Annotated in this window: 20 protein-coding genes, 1 tRNA gene and 1 pseudogene; 13 read left to right on the top strand and 9 right to left on the bottom strand. The window is 35.5% G+C overall.

Annotated elements, in window-relative coordinates; all coding sequences use genetic code 11:
* Positions 1-100: 100 nt before the first annotated feature.
* The 13 genes and pseudogenes from rpsU (at position 101) to gstA (ending at position 13,238) form a co-directional block, all read left to right on the top strand.
* Entirely contained in the window at positions 101-316 is a 216-nt protein-coding gene (gene rpsU, locus RHO11_12365) for a 30S ribosomal protein S21 (protein WVD61250.1), read from the top strand.
* Between the two features lie 114 nt (positions 317-430).
* On the top strand, positions 431-2,218 hold the full coding sequence (gene dnaG / locus RHO11_12360) for a DNA primase (GenBank protein WVD61249.1): 1,788 nt from the start codon (positions 431-433) through the stop codon (positions 2,216-2,218).
* A gap of 313 nt (positions 2,219-2,531) precedes the next feature.
* Positions 2,532-4,370, top strand: coding sequence for an RNA polymerase sigma factor RpoD (rpoD, locus tag RHO11_12355; GenBank protein ID WVD61248.1), 1,839 nt, complete (start codon positions 2,532-2,534; stop codon positions 4,368-4,370).
* 234 nt (positions 4,371-4,604) lie between these two features.
* Positions 4,605-5,399: a transporter substrate-binding domain-containing protein gene (locus tag RHO11_12350; GenBank protein WVD61247.1), complete on the top strand. Its 795-nt coding sequence runs from the start codon at positions 4,605-4,607 to the stop codon at positions 5,397-5,399.
* Positions 5,400-5,420: 21 nt separating this feature from the next.
* Positions 5,421-6,089, top strand: a complete 669-nt coding sequence (locus RHO11_12345) for an amino acid ABC transporter permease (protein ID WVD61246.1) — start codon at positions 5,421-5,423, stop codon at positions 6,087-6,089.
* Entirely contained in the window at positions 6,089-6,745 is a 657-nt protein-coding gene (locus RHO11_12340) for an amino acid ABC transporter permease (GenBank protein WVD62901.1), read from the top strand. Before RHO11_12345 ends, RHO11_12340 begins: the two co-directional genes overlap by 1 nt.
* The gene (locus RHO11_12335) at positions 6,726-7,466 is read left to right on the top strand and encodes an amino acid ABC transporter ATP-binding protein (protein WVD61245.1); all 741 of its coding nucleotides are present in this window, start codon (positions 6,726-6,728) and stop codon (positions 7,464-7,466) included. Before RHO11_12340 ends, RHO11_12335 begins: the two co-directional genes overlap by 20 nt.
* A 93-nt stretch (positions 7,467-7,559) precedes the next feature.
* Positions 7,560-8,522 (top strand): bile acid:sodium symporter family protein, encoded by a 963-nt coding sequence (locus RHO11_12330; GenBank protein ID WVD61244.1) that lies wholly within the window; start codon positions 7,560-7,562, stop codon positions 8,520-8,522.
* A gap of 214 nt (positions 8,523-8,736) precedes the next feature.
* Positions 8,737-10,239 carry an inorganic phosphate transporter PitA gene (gene pitA, locus RHO11_12325; GenBank protein WVD61243.1) on the top strand — a complete coding sequence of 501 codons (1,503 nt, stop codon included), beginning with the start codon at positions 8,737-8,739 and terminating at the stop codon, positions 10,237-10,239.
* A 58-nt stretch (positions 10,240-10,297) separates the two neighbouring features.
* The gene (gene uspA, locus RHO11_12320) at positions 10,298-10,771 is read left to right on the top strand and encodes a universal stress protein UspA (protein WVD61242.1); all 474 of its coding nucleotides are present in this window, start codon (positions 10,298-10,300) and stop codon (positions 10,769-10,771) included.
* A gap of 68 nt (positions 10,772-10,839) precedes the next feature.
* A complete protein-coding gene (locus tag RHO11_12315) occupies positions 10,840-11,244 on the top strand; it encodes a transposase (protein ID WVD61241.1) in 405 nt (134 codons plus the stop codon).
* A gap of 55 nt (positions 11,245-11,299) precedes the next feature.
* Positions 11,300-12,375: pseudogene (locus tag RHO11_12310) on the top strand (IS3 family transposase).
* 257 nt (positions 12,376-12,632) lie between these two features.
* On the top strand, positions 12,633-13,238 hold the full coding sequence (gene gstA, locus RHO11_12305; protein WVD61240.1) for a glutathione transferase GstA: 606 nt from the start codon (positions 12,633-12,635) through the stop codon (positions 13,236-13,238).
* A 29-nt stretch (positions 13,239-13,267) separates the two neighbouring features.
* Here the strand turns inward: gstA and RHO11_12300 are convergent, their stop codons facing one another.
* The 9 genes from RHO11_12300 to argF all read right to left on the bottom strand — a co-directional run bounded on the left by RHO11_12300 (position 13,268) and on the right by argF (position 22,512).
* Entirely contained in the window at positions 13,268-14,137 is an 870-nt protein-coding gene (locus RHO11_12300) for an EamA family transporter (GenBank protein ID WVD61239.1), read from the bottom strand.
* A 4-nt stretch (positions 14,138-14,141) separates the two neighbouring features.
* Positions 14,142-15,059: a tRNA pseudouridine(55) synthase TruB gene (gene truB / locus RHO11_12295; GenBank protein WVD61238.1), complete on the bottom strand. Its 918-nt coding sequence runs from the start codon at positions 15,057-15,059 to the stop codon at positions 14,142-14,144.
* Between the two features lie 343 nt (positions 15,060-15,402).
* On the bottom strand, positions 15,403-15,780 hold the full coding sequence (gene rbfA, locus RHO11_12290; protein ID WVD61237.1) for a 30S ribosome-binding factor RbfA: 378 nt from the start codon (positions 15,778-15,780) through the stop codon (positions 15,403-15,405).
* 81 nt (positions 15,781-15,861) lie between these two features.
* On the bottom strand, positions 15,862-18,525 hold the full coding sequence (gene infB / locus RHO11_12285; protein ID WVD61236.1) for a translation initiation factor IF-2: 2,664 nt from the start codon (positions 18,523-18,525) through the stop codon (positions 15,862-15,864).
* A gap of 25 nt (positions 18,526-18,550) precedes the next feature.
* Positions 18,551-20,032 carry a transcription termination factor NusA gene (nusA, locus tag RHO11_12280; protein WVD61235.1) on the bottom strand — a complete coding sequence of 494 codons (1,482 nt, stop codon included), beginning with the start codon at positions 20,030-20,032 and terminating at the stop codon, positions 18,551-18,553.
* A 50-nt stretch (positions 20,033-20,082) separates the two neighbouring features.
* Positions 20,083-20,538 carry a ribosome maturation factor RimP gene (gene rimP / locus RHO11_12275; protein WVD61234.1) on the bottom strand — a complete coding sequence of 152 codons (456 nt, stop codon included), beginning with the start codon at positions 20,536-20,538 and terminating at the stop codon, positions 20,083-20,085.
* Between the two features lie 193 nt (positions 20,539-20,731).
* A tRNA-Met gene (locus RHO11_12270) sits at positions 20,732-20,808 on the bottom strand.
* 181 nt (positions 20,809-20,989) lie between these two features.
* A complete protein-coding gene (locus RHO11_12265; protein WVD61233.1) occupies positions 20,990-21,505 on the bottom strand; it encodes a phosphatidylglycerophosphatase A in 516 nt (171 codons plus the stop codon).
* Positions 21,505-22,512, bottom strand: a complete 1,008-nt coding sequence (gene argF / locus RHO11_12260; GenBank protein WVD61232.1) for an ornithine carbamoyltransferase — start codon at positions 22,510-22,512, stop codon at positions 21,505-21,507. Before argF ends, RHO11_12265 begins: the two co-directional genes overlap by 1 nt.
* Positions 22,513-22,664 lie beyond the last annotated feature (152 nt).

The following is a 22,664-nucleotide window of genomic DNA, read 5'->3' as shown; positions in this document are numbered from 1 at the left end:
TAGTAGTCATTGGCAGTACAATTCAGCACTAATTTTTTAACGCTAACCATTTTTGATTCTGGTTGGTAAAAATCCAAATTAATTTTGAGGTGAGAGGCACATGCCAGTAATTAAAGTACGTGAAAATGAACCTTTCGATGTTGCATTACGTCGTTTTAAACGTTCTTGTGAAAAAGCAGGAATCTTAGCTGAAGTTCGTAACCGTGAGTTTTATGAAAAACCAACAACTATTCGTAAACGTGCTAAAGCTGCAGCGGTAAAACGTCATGCTAAAAAACTAGAAAGAGAAAATGCGCGTCGTATTCGTTTATACTAATTGTTAGTCGTAAATCAACACCTTATACTACAAATTAGTCCCGATACATAGATAAACCGTACTATATGTACGGTTTATTGTCTTTATAGTATAGATAATTGGATAGAGTCATTTATGAAGCGAATTCCTCAAGACTTTATTGTTGATCTGATTGCTAGAATCAATATCGTTGATATTGTTGGACATCGAATCAAAATAAAAAAGCGAGGAAAGGACTATTGGGGAAATTGCCCATTTCATAATGAAAAAACACCGTCTTTTTCTGTCAGTGAGAAAAAACAGATGTATTACTGTTTTGGTTGCGGTGCAGGAGGTTCGGCGATTGATTTCTTGATGAACTATGACCGTTTATCTTATCCTGAAGCGATTGAAGAGTTAGCAAATCTTCAAGGTATTACGGTACCTCATGTTGAAACATCAACTGAAACGAATCGAACACAAAATCAGATATCAGGTCAGAATATTAGGCGTGATCTATATGGTTTGATGGATAAATTGGCCCAATTTTATCAAGTACAATTATCAACCCCCGAAGCAGAGACAGCAAGAGAGTATCTAACACGTCGTGGACTAGATAAAACGACTATTGAGCACTATAAAATAGGTTATTCGCCGGATAATTGGCATTTAACACTCAATTATATTGCTAAAACACCACAAGATAAAAAGCTCTATGATCAAGCTGGCATGCTTGTCAGTAATGATAATGGCAATCAGTATGACCGTTTTCGTGGTCGGATCATGTTTCCTATCCGCGATCGCCAAGGTAATATTATTGCTTTTGGTGGCAGAACTATCAAAGCGAATGACTCAGCAAAATATATTAACTCACCTGAAACAACGATTTTCCATAAAGGTTATCAACTCTATGGTCTGTATGAAAGTCAGCAGATCAATCGAAACCCAGAAAAACTTGTTGTAGTTGAAGGATATATGGATGTTGTTTCACTTGCGCAGTTTGGCATTAATTATGCTGTTGCTGCATTGGGAACTGCAACCACAGAAGATCATATTAAATTACTATTTAGAGCTACCGATAATATTATATTTTGTTTTGATGGTGATACCGCTGGACGTAGGGCTGCTTGGCGCGCACTAAATGTATTATTACCAACACTTATTGATGGTAAACAGATTAAGTTTGTTTTTCTGCCTGAAGCCGAAGATCCTGATAGTCTTGTCCGTAAAGAAGGTAAAACTCAATTTGAACAGCGCTTAGATAATGGCATAACACTATCACAGTTTTTATTTGATGAATTATTAGTACAGGTTGATTTAAAAACACCTGAAGGTAAAGCAAAACTAAGTTCATTATCACTACCACTAATTGCTCAGATCAAAGCGCAATCTTTTGCGCTGAATTTAAAACAGCAATTAGGGGATTACCTTGGCTTTCTAGATATTACTCAAATAGATAAGCTTTTACAGCAATATGATAGTAACGAGTCAGCAACACCCTCAGTGGATGATAAGATACCGCCAATTAAAATGAAATTGACGACTATGCGTATTTTAATTGGTTTACTCATACAATACCCAGAATTAGCCAAATTAGTACCCGATATCAATAGCTTAAAGCAGGTTAAATTAGCAGGGATTGAGATTTTTATTGAATTACTAAATATTTGTCACGAGCGACCAAATATCATTACAGCGCAAATTTTAGCAGAATATACGGGTAAACCAATTGCTAAACAGCTAAATACCCTAGCTATTTGGGAACACCGATATGCGGAAGACGATATCTCAGCCATTTTTTCTCATACTTTAAAGGAGTTATATGATAATATATTGGCCCAAAGACAAGATGAGTTAATTGCTAAAGATAGAGTCACTAAGCTGACTGAGGCAGAAAAAAAAGAATTAGCGACCCTAATACTTGTTTTATCGAAAAAAGACTAAATATAGATAATAACGCAGCTTAATTGCTGAGAAAAAGAAAAAACCTCAATAAGATATTGAGATGATTATTTCAGTTAACTAGTTTAACAAATAGTCAAGAACTTGCAGTAAGACAATAATTGAACAATATATACTTTTCATAAAATCAATTATGAACATAAGTAGATAAATACAGATATAGCTAATCTAAATTAGCTCATACTATTATATTATAGTAATAATTTATTACTTTAGTTTATTGATATTAAAAAGTATTTAGTCTGAGTAAATAATTTTACTCTATTACTAAACAATAAAAAGTGGATATTTTGATATGGAGCAAAACTCTCAATCACAGCTAAAGCATCTTATTATTCGAGGTAAAGAACTCGGGTATTTAACATATGCTGACGTTAATGATCATTTACCTGAAGAAATTATCGATTCGGATCAAATTGAAGATATCATTCAGATGATAAATGATATGGGGATTCAAGTTCTCGAAGAAGCGCCTGATACCGATGAAATGCTTTTATCAGACAATGTCCCTGATGAAGAAGCCGTTGAAGCTGCAACTGCACTCGTCTTATCTAATGTGGAATCAGAAATTGGTCGTACAACTGATCCTGTGCGCATGTATATGCGTGAAATGGGTGCGGTTGAATTATTAACTCGTGAAGGTGAAATTGATATCGCTAAACGAATTGAAGATGGTATCAACCAAGTACAAACATCTGTTTCAGAATATCCAGAAGCAATTACTTATCTTTTGGAACAGTATAGTCTAGTTGAAAGTGGTACTGTTCGTCTATCAGACTTAATTACTGGTTTCGTCGATCCGAATGCTGAAGAAGGTACTGATGAATTACCTGAAGATTTAGAAAAAGAGTCGAATGATATTGATATCAATGATGATGAAGAAGACGAAGAATCAGAGTCAGAATCAACTGATGATGATACATCAATTGATCCTGAAGTCGCTAGAGAGAAATTTTCAGAGTTAAAAGAACAACATGAAAAAACATCAAATGCGATCAAAAAATACGGTAGAGCACATAAAAATGCACAACAAGAAATAGAAAATCTATCTGAGGTTTTTAAACAATTCCGTTTAGTTAGTAAACAATTTGATATTCTTGTTAACAATATGCGCGAAATGATGGAACGAGTGAGAACTCACGAACGTGTCATCATGAAAATCTGTGTTGAACAAAGTAAGATGCCTAAAAAGCAGTTTATGACTTACTTTACAGGTCATGAAAATAGCATGAGCTGGTTTGAAAAGGCAATAAAATCAAAAGTAGCGTTTGCTGATAAATTAAAAGAGTTTGAAACTGAAATTAAAGAGCAGATTGAACAGCTACAATTTATCGAAACAGAAACTAATCTTTCGATTGAACAGATTAAAGATATCAATCGTCGCATGTCAATTGGTGAAGCTAAAGCAAGACGCGCGAAAAAAGAGATGGTAGAAGCAAACTTACGTTTAGTTATCTCGATTGCCAAAAAATACACTAACCGTGGCCTACAATTCTTAGATCTAATCCAAGAAGGTAATATTGGCCTAATGAAAGCGGTTGATAAATTTGAATATCGTCGTGGTTATAAATTCTCAACTTATGCTACATGGTGGATTCGTCAAGCAATTACACGTTCAATTGCCGACCAAGCTCGTACAATTCGAATCCCTGTACATATGATTGAAACGATTAATAAACTTAATCGTATTTCTCGTCAAATTTTACAAGAAATCGGACGAGAACCAACTCCGGAAGAGTTATCTGAAAAGATGCAAATGCCGGAAGATAAAATTCGTAAAGTGCTAAAAATAGCAAAAGAACCTATTTCAATGGAGACGCCTGTCGGCGATGATGAAGATTCACATCTTGGTGACTTTATTGAAGATACAGCTCTTGAGCAACCACTTGATGCTGCGACCTCTGAAAGTTTACGTGTCGCAACAAGAGATATTTTATCAGGTTTAACACCTCGAGAAGCAAAAGTATTACGTATGCGCTTTGGTATTGATATGAATACAGACCATACTTTGGAAGAAGTTGGTAAACAGTTTGACGTTACTCGTGAACGTATCCGTCAAATAGAAGCCAAAGCATTACGTAAATTACGCCATCCTAGCCGTTCAGATGTATTACGTAGTTTCCTTGATGAATAACCCATCTAATATCCGCTACATAATGTAGCGGATATTGCTTTTATCCATTCCAACTTGCCATCACTGCTTTTTTACAGTGCAATTGATTGTTTGTATTACGCTCTTATAATTTAGAAACGTTATACCATAAAAATCTATCTTATTGTTTATATATAATTTTTTAGTAATTTTATTTTTGGCATATTTGTTGCATTGACTTAATAACTTATTTTTAGTTTTTTAAGGATGATAATTATGGCAATTCGTAAATACTTCTTTTTGATTATTTCAATTTTTACCCTTTATACTACAACTTGCTATGCTGAACTCGATGATATTCTAAAACGAGGGGCATTGAAAGTTGCTATACCTACCGATTATCCACCATTTGGCTTTGTTGGTAAAGATCTACAAGCTCAAGGCTATGATATTGACGTAGCTAAATATTTAGCTAAACAGCTAAATGTAAAAATTGTATTAGTTCCCGTGACATCGGCAAATCGCATTCCGTATCTACAAACCCAAAAAGTTGATTTGGTTATTTCAACGCTAGGCAAAACAGCTGAAAGAGAGAATATCATTGATTTTACTATTCCCTATGGCCCCTTTTATCTAGGTATTTTTGGTTCCCCGTCACTATCTGTAAATAACATAGACGATTTAGCAAATAAAACCGTCGGAGTCACTCGAGGTGGAATAGAAGACATCATACTCTCTGAAATTGCACCTGCTCAAACGATAATCAAACGTTACGAAGATAATAATACAACGCTGTCAGCTTATTTAGCAGATCAAGTTGAACTTATTTCAACAGGTAATGTAATTATTTATGCAATTAATAATATGGACAATAGTAAGCCTACTGTTGGTAAAATTACCTTAAAAAACTCACCAAACCATATTGGTCTCCGTAAAAATGAACCGGAATTAAAAGATAAGATCAATGAACTTTTGCAGCAAGCAATTAATGACGGAACCCTCAACGAATATTCACAAAAATGGTTAGGGATGCCTTTTACTACAGATCAGCAAACGATGTCATTATATTAATCATTATTTCAGGAATAAATTATGAATTACTCATTCCAGTTTAGCCCTTTAATCCCGTATATTCCCAATTTTCTATCGGGGTTATTGTTAACAATTCAGCTAACTATAATTACCACCATATTTGGAATTATCGTCGGTATAGCTGGTGCAGCTATTAGGACTAGTCAACATAAAATATTAAGTTCAGTATGGTCAGCTTACGTTGAATTGATCCGCAATACTCCGTTTATTGTGCAACTCTTTTTCATTTTTTTTGGTTTACCTAACTTAGGAATCAAAATGACTGAAATTGAATCGGCAATGATCGCGATGATAATTAATCTTGGTGCTTATAATACCGAAATAATTAGATCAGGGATTAAATCAATTCAATGGGGACAATGGGAAGCAGCTCGAGTGCTAGGTTTTTCCAAATTTAAAACGTTTATGTTGATTATTTTACCCCCAGCGATAAAAAAAATTTATCCAGCACTAACAAGTCAATGCATTCTTGTGATGTTAGGTTCTTCGGTTATATCTCAAATTTCAGTCGAAGAACTCACTTTTGAAGCTAACTATATTCAATCTCGAACATTTTTAAGCTTTGAAATATATCTAATCACAGCTCTCATTTATTTATTACTCTCGATTTTGATGAGAAAACTGCTAACCAAAATTGGCTACTATTTTTTTAAAGGTGAAACGATATGATGATCACTTTTACTAATTGGGATATCATTCGTAATCTGCTATTCGCCCTGCAATGGACATTACTACTCTCATTTATTGCCTTTATTGGTGGCTCTTTAGTCACGATCCTACTTACGACGATACGTATTATGAAAATAAGATGGTTAAAAACATTGATCAATTCTTATTGTGCTTTATTTCAGGGCATTCCACTATTAATGCAGTTATTTTTAAGCTTTTTCGGATTAGGTTTACTGGGTATTGATGTTGAACCCATATTCGCAGCTAGTTTTGCCCTAACACTATATACTAGCGCTTATCTCATTGATATTTGGAGCGGGAGCATTAATGCAATTGATAAAGGCCAATGGGAAGCTTCTCGTTGCCTTGGTTTAAACTTTTCAAGAACATTAATAGCTGTGATTCTACCTCAAGCTACTCGAATTGCTCTAGCCCCAACAGTTGGTTTTATCGTACAAGTCATAAAAAGCACTTCACTAGCATCAATTATAGGTTTTGTTGAATTAACTAGAGCCGGAACCTTACTTAATAATGTGACTTATGAATCTTTTAAAGTATTCAGTTTTGTTGCTATTGGTTATTTTATTATCTGTTATCCAATATCCTGTTATAGTCAATATTTGGAGAAAAAACTCAATGCCAATTATCACCGTTAATCAAATCGAAAAATACTATGGTTCAAATCATGTATTAAAAAATATCAATCTTGATATTGATATAGGAGAAGTTGTCTCAATTATTGGGCGTAGTGGTTCTGGAAAGAGTACATTATTACGTTGCTTAAATGGACTTGAAGAGTACCAAGATGGTAGCATCAAGTTAAATGGGATTACAGTCACGCATAAAGCTTCACAAGTCAAAGAACTAAGTCAACTAATCGGCATGGTTTTTCAACATTTTAACTTATTTCCACATATGACGGCCTTAGAAAATGTTATGTTAGCACCGAAGCATGTTTTAGGCCTGAATAAAAAAGAGAGCCAAGAACTGGCAGCACATATGTTAGAAAAAGTAGGCTTGTCAGAACGATTACACTATTACCCAACGAATTTATCTGGGGGTCAACAACAGCGAGTAGCAATTGCAAGAGCAATGGCTATGAAGCCAAAAGTGTTATTATGCGATGAAATAACATCTGCCCTCGATCCAGAACTAGTCGGTGAAGTGTTAAAAGTTTTAGAACAACTAGCTCTAGAAGGTATGACCCTTATTTTAGTAACTCATGAGATGAATTTTGCAAAGGATGTTGGTAATCGCGTTATATTTATGAATCAAGGAACTATATGGGAACAAGGTAAAAGTGATACCTTTTTTTCATCGCCTAATACACCAGAGCTAAAACAATTTATTGCATCAGTTAAAGGATTAAATCACTAGGGGATGTTATAATTATCTGTTAATAAATGAAGGATCTATTATAATAGGTCTTTCATATACCATCTTTTTTGTAATATATTATCCATGAATGTAATGAAAATTTTAAAGGTTGATTCCTTTTTACTTATTTTAATCAGCACTGTTATCATCGCAACAATTCTCCCCTGCTCAGGCAATGCCAAAGTATTTTTTGAATACCTGACAACTTTTGCAATTGGTTTACTGTTTTTTATGCATGGTGCAAAATTATCATTTCAATCAATTATTAATGGTATCCGACACTGGCGATTACATATTACGATTTTTGCCGTCACTTTTGCAGTCTTTCCTATTCTTGGTTTAGGTCTGCAATTTTTTGTACCGACCTTCTTATCTAATGATATTTATTTAGGATTTATTTTCCTTTGTACTTTACCTGCAACCGTTCAATCAGCCATTGCATTTACCTCAATGGCGAGAGGAAATGTTGCTGCAGCTATTTGTAGTGCTTCAGCATCAACTCTACTAGGTGTGTTTGTTACGCCAGTTTTGATTAGCTTGATTATGCATGCCCAGGCAGATGGAGCGATGCATATAGCAGATGCTATTGTATCTATTATGCTCAAGTTAATGCTACCGTTTATTGTCGGTCATTTATCGAGACGTTGGATTGGACGTTGGATTGATGCTCATCGAAAAATGATTAATCGAACAGATAGATTATCTATTTTACTGGTTGTTTATGTCGCTTTTAGTGATGCTGTAATTAATGGTATTTGGCAACAAATTGATATTTTATCATTTGTCTCAATTATCATATTCTCACTTATTCTACTAGGTATTGTCTTACTAATCACCACTTATGGGGCGAGATTACTTGGGTTTAATAAAGAGGATGAGATTACTATTGTTTTTTGTGGTTCGAAGAAAAGCTTAGCAAGTGGCATTCCAATGGCCAGCGTGATATTCCCAGTTTCGATAATGGGTATTATTGTCTTACCATTAATGATTTTTCATCAAATACAATTAATGATTTGTGCCGTGTTAGCTAGCCGCTATGCCAAAAGAAAGGACTAGCATAATAGTATATTTTAAAAGATATACTTATTTTATTTCCCTATTTTTCGTTATAATATTGCTGTAGAGTGTTATTATAGCGAAAAACAATAGTAATAATGGGTTAAAACAGGCGTAACCAGAAGAAATATCCCTAAAATAACAAAAATTACTTTGCTGATAGGCTTTTCTTTAGGATAATAACGCCGTTTGATTAACTATATAAAGAGCCGATATGTTCCATCTATTTTCTGATTTAGAGACTTCGACACTTATTTTCCTTGGTTTAGCACTTCTATTTGTTCTATTTTATGAAGCAATCAACGGATTTCATGATACAGCAAATGCTGTTGCCACTGTTATTTATACCAAAGCCTTAAAAGAAAAATTAGCCGTTTTAATGGCTGGTATTTTTAATTTTCTAGGTGTTCTACTCGGTGGATTAAGTGTTGCATATGCAATTGTCCATTTATTACCCACAGATCTACTATTAAATGTAAGTTCAAATTACGGATTGGCGATGGTTTTCTCAATCCTATTAGCTGCCATTATTTGGAATTTAGGTACATGGTACCTTGGAATTCCAGCATCTAGTTCACATACTTTAATTGGTTCCATTATTGGTGTAGCGCTCGCTAATGCATTTATTACCGATACATCAATTGTCGATGCGTTAAATATTCCTAAGATGGTGCAAATCTTATTATCACTGATCATTTCACCGGCTGTTGGTCTAATCTTAGCTGGCCTGATGATTTTCATTCTTAGAAAAGTCTGGCGCAGAAAAAAGAACGGGAAAAAACGTGAACGCATTTTCATGACACCAGAACAACGTGAAAAACTGTATGGCAAAAAGAAACCACCGTTTTGGATTCGAATTATGCTAATTGTTTCAGCGGCAGGTGTTAGTTTCTCACATGGCGCGAATGATGGGCAAAAAGGTATTGGACTTTTAATGCTAGTACTAATTGGTGTTGCACCAGCTGGTTTTATTGTTAACATGAATGCATCAACTTATGAAATTACAAATACCAGAGATGCTATAAACAATATTGATGATTATTTTAAAACACACCAAATCACATTAGATCAAGTTATTGGTAAACAAACACCTGTCAATCCAAATGGCCCAGCAGGAGAATTAGAAAAGTATCACTGTGACTACTCTCGTTCGTTTACAACTATCGCCATTGCACAATCCCTTTTTCATAATATTGATGACTATGATTCTTTAACTGTTAATCAACGCTCTCAAGCGAGACGAATTCTACTATGTTTATCAGATACTGTTGCTCATGTAGCGAAACAACCTGAAGTATCTAGCAATGATAAACGTTATTTAAATTCATTAAAAAATAATTTATTAGAAACTGTTGAGTATGCTCCGATCTGGATTATTATTTCAGTTGCAACAGCACTTGCTGTCGGTACAATGATTGGATGGAGACGTGTCGCTATTACTATCGGTGAAAAAATTGGTAAAAAAGGAATGACTTATGCACAAGGTGTTTCTGCACAAGTAACCACCGCTTTATCAATTGGTATTGCAAGTTATACAGGTATGCCCGTATCAACAACACAAGTCTTATCATCATCAGTTGCTGGTACGATGATAGTTGATGGTGGTGGAGTACAAAGTAAAACCATCAAAAGTATTGCTTTAACATGGATTTTAACACTTCCTATTTCAATATTGTTATCTGCATCACTTTTTTGGCTTGCTCAAAGCTTAATTTAGTAGTAAATATATAGTATTGGAATTTGACTTAGATAGTTTTAAGAAAGAGGAGAAAATTATGGCTTACAAACATATTTTAGTAGCAGTAGATTTATCACCAGAAAGTGATGTGCTTGTAGAAAAAGCGGTTTCTATGGCAAAGCCATACAATGCACAAGTTTCATTAATTCATGTAGGTATTAACTATTCCGATCTTTATACTGGCTTAGTTGATATTAATATGAATGATATGAAAGATCGTATCACTGAAGATGCTCATATCGCATTAAATAAATTAGCAGATAATTCAGGATATACTATTGCACATACTCTTTCAGGCAATGGTGAATTTGGTCAAGTTTTGATCGAAGCTATACACGAATATAGTGTTGATCTTGTTGTCTGTGGTCATCACCAAGATTTTTGGAGTAAATTAATGTCTTCTGCTCGTCAGTTAATTAATAATACTCATGTGGATACTTTAATTGTTCCACTTAAAGATGATGATGATGATGCTACTGATGCTCCAAATATTACCGATGGTAAAGAATAATCTAAAAAACCGGTTTAAAATTGAAGTGACCCCCAATAGTTGGACAACCAATTACAGGGGGTCTTTTTATGTCAAAATACAGTCGAGATTTAAAAATTATCATTGCTAATGAATTCTTAGCAGGAGAATCGTCCGAAACACTTTCAAAAAGGTATGCTATTTCTTCTCGCCAAATAAGGTATTGGTCGCAGGTAGTGGCGATTCATGGTGATAAATCCTTTCAATCAACAGCCCATTTACGTCACGCACAAGCCAGATTACAGGCCCTAAAATTAATGTGGACAAATGATTGGTCTCTCGGGCACACCAGTGCTATGCTTAATTTAGCCTCTCCTGGGCTTTTATTCGTTTGGCTTGATAGATATCGTGAAAAAGGATTCAGCGGGCTTGAGTATCAATCTAGAGGAAAACCATCCATGAAACCATCACGTATTGTATCGACTCATTGTAATGATGATGTAAATATCCCCTAAAATAATACAGCATACTCGTAGAATTTCTTTTAAAATAAACCAAAGGAGTTTTACAATGAGCAAACGCATGACAGAGAGCCAAATAGTCGCTATTTTGAAAAAAGCCGAAGCAGGCATACCGGTTAAAGATATTTGCCGTGAATATGGAATAGGGAATTCAACATTTTATAAATGGCGAGAAAAATACGGAGGAATGGAAGCGTCCGATATCTATCGCTTAAAAGTGCTTGAAGATGAAAATCGCCGACTTAAACAGATGTATGCTGAGTTGAGTCTCAAATCCTTGATGCAAGAAGATATTATAAAAAAGCTTTAGTACCTGTAACAGAAAGAAAAGTTTGGGCTCAAGAGTTGCAGGTAAAGTATCAGGTCAGCGTGGTTAAAAGTTGTGATGTCTCAAGTATTAGCCGCACGGCTTACTATTATGAACCTAAACTTAGCGATGACGATGAAATCATTCAGGAATTAAATCGGTTAACCGAGCGGCATCATCGTTGGGGATTTCCTAAGTGTTTTAACCGACTTCGTAAGCTAGGTTATCACTGGAACCATAAACGTGTTTACCGTGTTTATACGGAACTAAAATTGAATATGCGCCGCAAAAGTAAAAAAAGATTACCAAATAGATGCCCCAAACCGTTAGCACCTTCTGATGCATTAGGTAAGTCTTGGTCGGTCGATTTTATGAGTGATAGCTTGCATAATAAAGTTCGATTTCGTACATTTAATGTGATTGATGATTTTAATAGAGAAGTACTCGGGATCGATATTGCAACGAGCATGCCGTCTTTACGGGTAATACGTTATCTAGATAGGCTTGCTCAGTGGTATGGTTATCCGGAGAAAATACGGACTGATAACGGTAGTGAATTTACCTCGGATGTTTTTGTCAACAGGGCAAAAGCTCATGGGATTATAATTGACTACATTAAACCGGGTTGTCCATACCTAAATGGGTACATAGAACGATTTAACCGGACTTACCGTGAAGATATACTCGATAGCTATATTTTTCGTAATTTAAATGAGGTGAAACAAATGACGGTTGATTGGATTGAACAATATAATCGAGAAAGACCACATGAATCACTGAATAATATGACGCCATATGAATATCGAAATGTTGCATAAATTATTCTACGAGATCACTGTGTTACAAATGGAGTATTTACACCTAGTTATCTTATAGTACCTTGCCGAAAAAATAATTTAATACCATAAAAGAAACAAACTCAATACTGTATTGCTTGAGATTAACAAACATAAGATTAATCTAATTTAATCACTGTAAAATAAACTTGATTTTAAATGTGCTAGACAGAAAGTAGTAGTTGCTTTTTATATCCAAAAGCGTGATGATAAAATATAAACAACCAATAAGGGGTAATATGATGAGACTTTATTATAGTCCTGGTGCATGTTCATTAACACAACATATTCTGCTTTGTATGTCAGGTATGGAATTTTCTGTTGAACGAGTGGATTTAAAAACAAAACAAACAGAACATAAACGTGATTTTAGAGAAGTGAATCCTCATGGGCAAGTGCCAACCCTTGAGCTAGATAATCATACTATCTTAACGGAAAATATTGCTATAGCACAATACATTGCTGATAAAACGCCTAGTGCAAATTTAATTGCACCAGTTGGTCATGATGATAGATATCAAACGTTATCTTGGCTTAGCTATGTCGCAACTGAACTGCACAAAGCATATGGTCCAATTTTTAAATCATCAGTACAAGCGGAAAAAGATGCGGCGATTAAAGTATTGGAAGATAAGTTTCAAGCTCTTGATGCCCGTTTAAAAGATCGTAAATTTATTGCAACAGAAAGTTTTACGATTGCCGATGCCTATCTTTATGTTGTTTTACGTTGGCGTAAAATAATTCCTAATTTACCAAGTTATCCAGCAATAGATAGCTTTATGCAGCGTGTAGAAAGTTTACCCGCGGTACAACAAGCGTTAAAGCAAGAAGGATTAATGGCATAAAAATAAAAAGGGCTAAATGCCCTTTTTTATCACGATGATTTTAATGATGTTATTTTAGGTTTATGGGTAATAGATAAAACTGTACCAATAGATGAAATGATAATTAGCATAATAGATAGCCATTGTTTAACAGATAACATCTCTTGCAAAAAGATCAATCCTGATAATGCCCCCAATACAGGCGATAAACTCATTAAGGTACTAAACGTCGAAGCAGGAATTTTAGGTAAAGCTATCATATCTAATGCATAGGGAATTGCCGAAGCAAGTAATGCAACGAGAAAAGCTAATGGCAGAACATCAAGAGAAAACATCACTTCACCACTTTGCCATACCCCGATAGGAAAGATAAAACAAGATACAATGACCGAACCTAATGCAACACTTGATGGTCCTTGTAACTGCCCTGCTTTACGTCCAAAAATAATATACATAGCCCAACATGCTCCAGCACATAGCGCTAATAAGATCCCGACAACATCTAAATCAGTATGGGCTTCCGTAATTGGTAATAGCATCACTAAACCAATAATAGCAATACCTAGCCAGATAAAATCAATCTTTTTACGGGTAGCACACATTGCCACCATAATCGGTCCCGTTAACTCAATAGCAACGGCAATCCCAATAGGAATACGTTCAATCGAGCTATAAAAGGATAGATTCATAATTCCCAATGCAAAGCCGTATAATATAATGTATTTCCAAGCCTGCTTAGTAATCGGTTTACGCCAAGGCTTAAAAATTAATAACAGCATAATTGATGAGAACACCAAACGCCATGCAGCCATGCCTGATGGACCTAATGTTGAAAAAAGATGTTTAGCAAGGGATGAGCTACCTTGTACAGATGCCATTGAAATAAGAATAATTAGTATAGGCCAAAAACGCTGTAACATATTTTTAACTCTCAGTCTGGATTAAACGTTTAGGTGATAAAATCATATTATTTAGCTCACCAACACCAATAAATTGCTCTTGTTGGTAAATTCGTACTAAATTTGTTAGTAAACATGAATTATCATAATTACTGATAGTAAGACTTCTACCGAGTAGAATATCTCGGCCTTGTTCAGTTGTAAGAACAATTTTTGGATAATCTTGTACTGGGCTATCAATAGGCATAAGAAATGACTCTAAATGATCAATATTTTCAAGATGATCTTGCAAATAAGATAATGGAACCATTTTATCCGCTGGATAATTTGAAACCTGTAAACGGCGTAGATATATTACATGAGCCCCACAACCCAATACTTCACCAAGATCATCAATGATAGTTCGAATATAGGTTCCTTTTGAACAATGAATCTCAAGCTCTAATTCATTATTGTCAAAACGAATAAAACGATTTTCATATACAGTAATAGGACGAGCTTCTCGTTCTATGGTGATCCCTTCTCTCGCATATTCATAAAGCGGACGACCTTGATGCTTCAATGCAGAAAACATCGTCGGGATTTGCATAATATCACCAATAAAATGCCCCAATGCTTGTTGAATATCTGTTAAGTTAATAGTAATAGCCCGTTCTTCAATGATCTGGCCATCAGCATCAGAAGTATCTGTTCTTTGCCCTAATCGTGCAATAACACGATAACGTTTATCTGAATCTAACAAATATTGTGAAAATTTAGTCGATTCACCAAAACAGATTGGTAACATGCCTGTAGCAAGAGGATCTAATGCTCCAGTATGACCCGCTTTCTGTGCATTAAAAATACGTTTTACTTTTTGTAGTACATCATTTGACGTCATGCCTTGTGGTTTATCTAATAATAAAACACCTTGAATATCACGACCTTTACGTTTTCTAGCCATCAATTAATTAGCCTAAATACTTCGAATAAACTGTGCAATGTTATACCTTAAAATACAATTTTTTCAAACCTTTGTTGATAATAAATCGAAATATTATTTTTACTTAGCAAGTTTAGATTTATTTATTCATGGCAAATAGTAATTATAAATATTCAATTATCAAAAAAATCCATTCATCTTATTTCGGAATTATTTTCTGAATCCAAATTCAATTTGCACCTAAAAACAGGGTTAAATTATCATCAGGAGTAATATTTTTGGTTAGTTTATGGGGTGTATTTTATATAGCAGGATAAAAATGAAGATATAGCCACACAATGGCTATATCTAGAGATACAATTAATTAATCTTTATGACGGATTTCATCGTTATGAATAACTTCACTAACAAGGTTAGACATACGCATACCTTCTACTAAAGACTCATCATAAACAAACTTTAATTCAGGGATAATTCGTAATTTCATTGCTTTACCAACTAATGAACGAATATAACCTGTCGCATCATTTAAAACTTTTAGCCCCATAGTAACAGCATCAGGATCTTTATCATTTAAAAAGGTGACAAAAACCTTAGCATAAGAGAGATCTCGAGACATCTCTACTTCAGAAACAGTCACCATACCTAAACGTGGATCTTTAATCTCACGTTGTAATATAATTGCAATCTCTTTTTGTAGTTCGTGACCAACTCGTTGGGGACGACCAAATGACTTCGCCATATTAAATCCTCTCTTTGATATGTTAACCTTTGCTTAGCATCAATAATATCAATGGCACAACAAAGGCTAATCATCAATTACTTAAATGGTACGTTTAATTTCAATAGTTTCGAATACTTCGATCATATCGCCGACACGTACATCATTATAGTTACGTACGCCAATACCACATTCCATACCATTACGAACTTCATTGACATCATCTTTGAAACGACGTAATGATTCAAGTTCACCTTCGTAAATAACAACGTTATCACGTAGAACACGAATCTTATTATGACGTTTCACAACACCTTCAGTAACCATACAACCAGCAATCGCACCAAATTTTGGTGATTTAAATACATCACGTACTTCTGCTAAGCCGATAATTTCTTGTTTATATTCAGGTGCAAGCATACCGCTCATCGCCATTTTGACTTCATCGATTAAGTCATAAATAACTGAATAGTAACGTAAGTCGAGATTCTCAGACTCAATAACCTTACGCGCAGAAGCATCAGCACGTACGTTAAAACCAAGAATAATCGCATTAGATGCCGCAGCTAAAGATGCATCAGTTTCAGTGATACCACCAACACCAGAACCAATAATTTTAACTTTAACTTCATCAGTTGAAAGCTTAAGTAACGCATCGGAAATCGCTTCAACAGAACCCTGTACATCAGCTTTTAATACGATATTAAGCTCTGAAACATCACCCTCTGTCATGTTAGTAAACATATTTTCAAGTTTTGCTTTCTGCTGACGAGCTAGTTTCACATCACGGAATTTACCTTGGCGATATAATGCAACTTCACGAGCTTTTTTCTCATCTCGCACAACCGTTGCTTCATCACCAGCTGATGGAACACCAGATAAACCTAAAATTTCAACAGGAATTGATGGACCCGCTTCCGAAACATCTTTACCTAATTCATTACGCATTGCACGAATTCGGCCATATTCAAAGCCACAAAGAACAATATCACCTTTACGTAAGGTTCCTGATTGAACTAGTACTGTTGCAACTGGGCCGCGTCCTTTATCTAAGAAAGACTCAATAACAACACCGCTTGCCATACCAGTATCAAAACCAGTTAGTTCTAATACTTCAGCTTGTAGTAAAATCGCTTCAAGTAGTTCATCAATACCAGTACCGGCTTTAGCTGATACATGAACAAATTGTGAATCTCCACCCCAATCTTCTGACATAATGCCATATTGTGCTAATTCACCTTTTACGCGTTCAGGATCCGCTTCTGGCTTATCAATTTTGTTCACTGCAACCACAACGGGCACATTAGCTGCTTTAGCATGCTGAATAGCCTCAATTGTTTGTGGCATAACACCATCATCAGCAGCAACAACTAAGACTACGATATCTGTCGCTTTTGCACCACGAGCACGCATCGAGGTAAATGCCGCATGTCCTGGAGTATCTAAAAATGTAATTGCACCATTTGGCGTTTTAACATGATATGCACCGATGTGCTGAGTAATACCGCCAGCCTCACCCGAAGCAACCTTCGCTTTACGAATATAATCAAGCAAAGAGGTTTTACCATGGTCAACATGTCCCATAATAGTCACAACTGGAGCTCTAGAAACTTTTTCAGCACCGGTATCACGATCACTCATTAGAGACTCTTCGAGTTCATTTTCACGACGTAATACAACTTTATGTCCCATTTCTTCAGCAACTAGCTGTGCAGTCTCTTGATCAATAACCTGATTAATCGTTGCCATTGCACCCATTTTCATCATCGTTTTGATAACTTCAGAGCCTTTAACCGCCATTTTATTTGCTAATTCAGCAACGGTAACCGTTTCACCAATGACTACGTCACGGTTAACAGCTTGTGCTGGTTTAGTAAAACTTTGCTGAATAGAACTTTTACCTTTTTTCTTATGACCACTACGTGTAATAGCTCGAGCTTCTTCTCTCTCAGCTTTACTTTCCGAGAGTTTACTACCTTTTTTCTGTTTACTTACTTTGCTGCCGCGACCGCGTTCACGTCCACTTTCAACTTCACGATCGTTATCATCCTCAGCGGCTCTAGCATAAACTGAAGTTGTCAAATGATAATCTTCATCTTCAGTACCTCGCTCTTGAGCATTCGCTGTATCATTATATTGTTCAGCAAGCTTACGAGCTTCTTCAGCCATGCGTTTTGCCTCTTCTTCAAGTTTACGACGATTTTCCTCTTCAACTTTACGTTTGAGTTCATTCGCCTCAGCCTCAAGTCTTACCTTTTCTTCAGCAGCCTTTTTAGCTTTAGGATCTAAAGAGACATCTTTCTCTGCATTAGCTTTAGCTAGTGCAGCTTGTTTCAAATTATCTTCTTGTTCTTTCTCTTTACGCTTTTTCTCATCAGCTTCAAGTTTTGCTTTTGTTTCAGCTTCTAATCTCGCTTTTTCTTCCTGAGCTTTTTTCTCTGCTTCTAAACGAGCTTGTTCTTGCTCTGCAGCAATCACTGCAGGATCTTGCTTAACAAAAGTACGTTTTTTTCGCACTTCTACCTTCACTTCTTTACTTTTACCCCCAGAACTTGGTACGTTCAGTGTTGAGTGAGTTTTACGCTGTAAAGTCAACTTAGTCGGCCCTTTTTGCGGATTCAAATGTGCAAGTAGCGTTTCTTTCTCATTTTGAGTAACAGTATCTGATGCTTTTTTTGACATACCCGCATCAGCAAACTGTTGCAACAGGGTCTCCACTGGTGTATTAATTTCTTGTGCCAGGGTTTCTATTGATACTTTGGTCATGTGTTACTGTCCCTTCCTGTTACGTTTAATTGTCATTCGCAAACCAACAAATATTTCGAGCTTTCATAATTAGCTCGCCCGCTTGCTCGCTAGTTAAACCTTCAATATCAGCTAAATCATCAGTGCCTTGCTCTGCAAGATCTTCAAGAGTAATAATATCTAGTGCCGCTAATTTATAAGCTAACTCTTGGGTCATTCCTGACAAACCTAATAAATCTTCTGCCGGTTGTTTGTTATTGCTATTCGCTAGTGCTAATGTGGTTAATGCATTTTTAGCTCTAGTACGCAATACTTCAACTAAATCTTCATCAAGCTCTTCGATTTCCAACAACTCATCGACAGGCACATAAGCTAACTCTTCTAGTCCAGTAAATCCTTCTTCAACGAGCAATTTTGCAAGATCTTCATCAATATCAAGATTTTTCATAAAACTTTTTATTGCAGAAAAAGATTCCGCATGATGTTTTTCTTGTAGCTCATCTGTTGTCATTACATTTAATGTCCAACCGGTTAATTGCGAAGCTAAGCGAATATTTTGCCCATTACGGCCAATGGCTTGAGGCAGATTATCCTGATGTACTGCAATATCCATCGTGTGTCGATCTTCATCAACAACAATAGATACAACATCCGCTGGAGCCATTGCATTGATCACATATTGTGCGGCGTTATCATCCCATAATACAATGTCAATTCGTTCACCACCAAATTCGTTCGAAACAGCTTGAACACGAGCGCCTCTCATTCCGACACAAGCACCAACGGGATCAATTCGACGATCGTTACTTTTTACTGCAATTTTAGCTCTTGAACCAGGATCACGAGCCACACCTTTGACATCGATCATCTCTTCAGCAATTTCTGGCACTTCAATACGGAATAGCTCTTCCATCATTTTTGGATTAGAACGACTAACATATAATTGTGCTGGTTTATTATCGTTTTCAACAATATATAAAATACCGCGAACACGATCGCCAATACGGAAATTTTCACGAGGAAGCATATCATCTCGAGCCATCATCGCATCGGCATTACTACCTAAATCTAAAATAACGCTATCACGATTAGTTTTCTTAACAATACCTGTTACGATTTCGCCAATACGGTGACGGAACATATCAATAATCATCGCTCTTTCAGCTTCACGTACTTTTTGTACGATAACTTGTTTAGCGGTTTGTGTCGTGATACGGTCAAAAGCAATCGACTCAATTTGTTCCTCAACAAAATCACCTAATTTTTTGCTAGGATCTTCATACTGTGCTGCATCTAAAGTAATTTCGCGAAAAGGTTGCGTAACTTCATCAACAACTAACCAACGACGAAACGTATCATAATCACCTGTTTTATGATCAATTTTCACGACGACATCGATATCTTGTCCATTCTTTTTCTTTTTAGTTGCAGTTGCTAATGCAGTTTCTAAAGCTTCAAAAATCTTATCTCTTGATAATGCTTTTTCATTAGAGACGGCTTCTACAACCGCTAAAATTTCTTTATTCATCCTGAGTTACCTACTTATCTATTTTTTAAATTTGATCTAACAAATTTAGACTAAAATTTAGGAACAATATTAGCTTTTTGGATATTGCTTAAAGCAAATACTTCATCTTTACCGTCTACATCTAACGTAATCATTTCATTATCATCAGCCGCTTTTATCGTTCCTTTCCAATTTCGACGATTAGCAATGGCAATACGTAATGAAATTGTAATCTCTTCCCCCATAAAACGACGATAGTGTTCTAAGGTAAATAATGGTCTATCCATTCCAGGTGAAGAGACTTCTAAGTTATATGCTGTTGTAATTGGATCTTCTACATCAAGCACAGCACTCACTTGACGACTTACATCAGCACAATCATCAACAGTAATACCATTTTCACTATCAATATAAACCCTTAATACAGGATTGCGACTTCTAACGTATTCAACTCCAACCAGCTCAAATCCGAGAGCCATAGTAGGTCCTTGAATAATATCCACTAATCGCTGCTCTAAACTAGCCAAATAAACCTCCATCAGGTATTTTACAAAATAAAAAAGGGCATATAGCCCAACTTATTAATTTAATCCATTAAACAAAGTGTACTTCTATTAGACATAAAAAAACCCCGACACGCGAGGCTACATTTAAAATCCTGTAATGAAGCCACTTAACTGAATCAACTATAGATATATAAACAAAAATAGAAAATTCAAGTGGTTGCGGGGGCTGGATTTGAACCAACGACCTTCGGGTTATGAGCCCGACGAGCTACCAAGCTGCTCCACCCCGCGTCTGATTGGTATAATTATACACTTTTCAGCTAAAATAGCAAGATGAATTTTGCCCTTTAACGTTAACCTGCAACTCTATTCATAAGAGAAAAATCATTTATTTACATCTTTACTTTACATATGAACGAATAACTAAAATTTCAAGAAAATCGTTAAAATATAAAAATAGCTATAAGTGACTTTATCCTATTATTAAGGACAATAAATAAACGACTAAAGAAGAAAAAATTGCCGCAATAACGTCATCAATCATAATCCCAAATCCACCAGATACCTTCTGATCGAACCAACGGATTGGCCAAGGCTTAATAATATCAAAAACTCGAAATGCAAGAAATGCAATAATAAGCCATAATAGGGTTACTTGAGGAATAAAGAATAAGGTAATCCACATACCGACAAACTCATCCCAAACAATATGACCACTATCATGAGTATTCGTATCATCAGAAGTTTTTTGACATAAAAAACACCCGAAGACAAAAGCAACGATGATTAACACCCAATATAATACAGGTGTTAAACTACAAAATAATAACCAAATAGGAATCGCTATTAACGATCCCATTGTACCTGGCATAAATGATGACATTCCACTACCCAATCCAACCGCTAAAAAATGGATCGGATTGGTTAAACGAACTTTTTGTTTAAATAGTGATTCAGTATTGGCACTTTTTTTTTGTGTTTTTTTCATTAATCTTTACTTAAAGTTGCAACCATAACGGCTTTAATTGTATGTAAGCGATTCTCAGCTTCATCAAATACAATGCTATGTTGAGATTCAAAAACCTCATCGGTAACTTCTAAACCATCTGTTAAACCATATTGTGCAGCCATTTTTTTACCAACAGCCGTATTCATATCATGAAACGCGGGTAAACAGTGCATAAATTTAACATTTGGATTCTGTGTTAATTTAATCACATTTTGATTTATTTGATAAGGCGTTAATAATTTTACTCGTTCATCCCAAACTTCTTTTGGCTCACCCATCGAGACCCACACATCAGTATACAAGAAATCGACACCTTTAACACCCTCAGCGACATCTTCAGTTAAAATAATCTTAGCGCCCGTTTTAACTGCAATATCTTGACACTTTTGAACCAGCTCTGATTCAGGTTGGCAAGCTTTCGGTGCAACAAGTCTAATTTCCATTCCCATCAATGCAGCACCTTCCATTAACGAGTTACCCATATTATTGCGAGCGTCACCTAAATAAGCGAACTTAACACTACTTAGTTCTCTTGAACCAATATGCTCTTTCATAGTCATAAAATCAGCGAGTATTTGAGTTGGGTGAGCTTCAGTAGTTAAGCCATTCCAGACGGGGACTCCTGCGTATTTCGCTAAGGTTTCAACAATATCTTGACCATAACCGCGATATTCTATCCCATCGTACATTCTTCCAAGAACTCGTGCAGTATCAGCAATCGACTCCTTATGACCAATTTGACTACCACTTGGTCCTAAATAAGTAACACAAGCGCCTTGATCAAAAGCGCCAACCTCGAAAGCACAACGGGTACGAGTAGAGTCTTTTTCAAAGATTAAAGCAATATTTTTACCGGTTAAATGCTTTTGCTCTTTACCTAGCTTTTTAGCCTGTTTTAAATCCATTGATAATGTAATTAATTGGTTTATTTCTGCAGGGGTAAAATCGAGTAATCGTAAAAAGTGGCGTTGATAAAATCCGAACATGGTAGACTCCTAAATTGACCTGTAATAGGTTGAAATTCTATTTGAATAATTATTCAATTTCAAGTTAAAGATAACATTTTTCCTTATTAACCCATTAAAAACTTAGTAAATCTCAATTTTTAGACTTAATTATTAATTTATTTTTTATAATT

The organism is Orbaceae bacterium BiB, from assembly GCA_036251205.1.
Taxonomy (GTDB): domain Bacteria; phylum Pseudomonadota; class Gammaproteobacteria; order Enterobacterales; family Orbaceae; genus Orbus; species Orbus mooreae.
Note: the sequence above shows the minus strand (reverse complement) of the source record. Positions and strands in the feature narration are given on the sequence as shown.

What these genes read in the sequence shown, in the direction of transcription:
- rpsU (WVD61250.1), top strand. Translation starts at nt 101, where the DNA reads ATGCCAGTAATTAAAGTACGTGAAAATGAACCTTTCGATGTTGCATTA.
- dnaG (WVD61249.1), top strand. Translation starts at nt 431, where the DNA reads ATGAAGCGAATTCCTCAAGACTTTATTGTTGATCTGATTGCTAGAATC.
- rpoD (WVD61248.1), top strand. Translation starts at nt 2,532, where the DNA reads ATGGAGCAAAACTCTCAATCACAGCTAAAGCATCTTATTATTCGAGGT.
- RHO11_12350 (WVD61247.1), top strand. Translation starts at nt 4,605, where the DNA reads ATGGCAATTCGTAAATACTTCTTTTTGATTATTTCAATTTTTACCCTT.
- RHO11_12345 (WVD61246.1), top strand. Translation starts at nt 5,421, where the DNA reads ATGAATTACTCATTCCAGTTTAGCCCTTTAATCCCGTATATTCCCAAT.
- RHO11_12340 (WVD62901.1), top strand. Translation starts at nt 6,089, where the DNA reads ATGATCACTTTTACTAATTGGGATATCATTCGTAATCTGCTATTCGCC.
- RHO11_12335 (WVD61245.1), top strand. Translation starts at nt 6,726, where the DNA reads ATGCCAATTATCACCGTTAATCAAATCGAAAAATACTATGGTTCAAAT.
- RHO11_12330 (WVD61244.1), top strand. Translation starts at nt 7,560, where the DNA reads ATGAAAATTTTAAAGGTTGATTCCTTTTTACTTATTTTAATCAGCACT.
- pitA (WVD61243.1), top strand. Translation starts at nt 8,737, where the DNA reads ATGTTCCATCTATTTTCTGATTTAGAGACTTCGACACTTATTTTCCTT.
- uspA (WVD61242.1), top strand. Translation starts at nt 10,298, where the DNA reads ATGGCTTACAAACATATTTTAGTAGCAGTAGATTTATCACCAGAAAGT.
- RHO11_12315 (WVD61241.1), top strand. Translation starts at nt 10,840, where the DNA reads ATGTCAAAATACAGTCGAGATTTAAAAATTATCATTGCTAATGAATTC.
- gstA (WVD61240.1), top strand. Translation starts at nt 12,633, where the DNA reads ATGATGAGACTTTATTATAGTCCTGGTGCATGTTCATTAACACAACAT.
- RHO11_12300 (WVD61239.1), bottom strand. Translation starts at nt 14,137, where the DNA reads ATGTTACAGCGTTTTTGGCCTATACTAATTATTCTTATTTCAATGGCA.
- truB (WVD61238.1), bottom strand. Translation starts at nt 15,059, where the DNA reads ATGGCTAGAAAACGTAAAGGTCGTGATATTCAAGGTGTTTTATTATTA.
- rbfA (WVD61237.1), bottom strand. Translation starts at nt 15,780, where the DNA reads ATGGCGAAGTCATTTGGTCGTCCCCAACGAGTTGGTCACGAACTACAA.
- infB (WVD61236.1), bottom strand. Translation starts at nt 18,525, where the DNA reads ATGACCAAAGTATCAATAGAAACCCTGGCACAAGAAATTAATACACCA.
- nusA (WVD61235.1), bottom strand. Translation starts at nt 20,032, where the DNA reads ATGAATAAAGAAATTTTAGCGGTTGTAGAAGCCGTCTCTAATGAAAAA.
- RHO11_12265 (WVD61233.1), bottom strand. Translation starts at nt 21,505, where the DNA reads ATGAAAAAAACACAAAAAAAAAGTGCCAATACTGAATCACTATTTAAA.
- argF (WVD61232.1), bottom strand. Translation starts at nt 22,512, where the DNA reads ATGTTCGGATTTTATCAACGCCACTTTTTACGATTACTCGATTTTACC.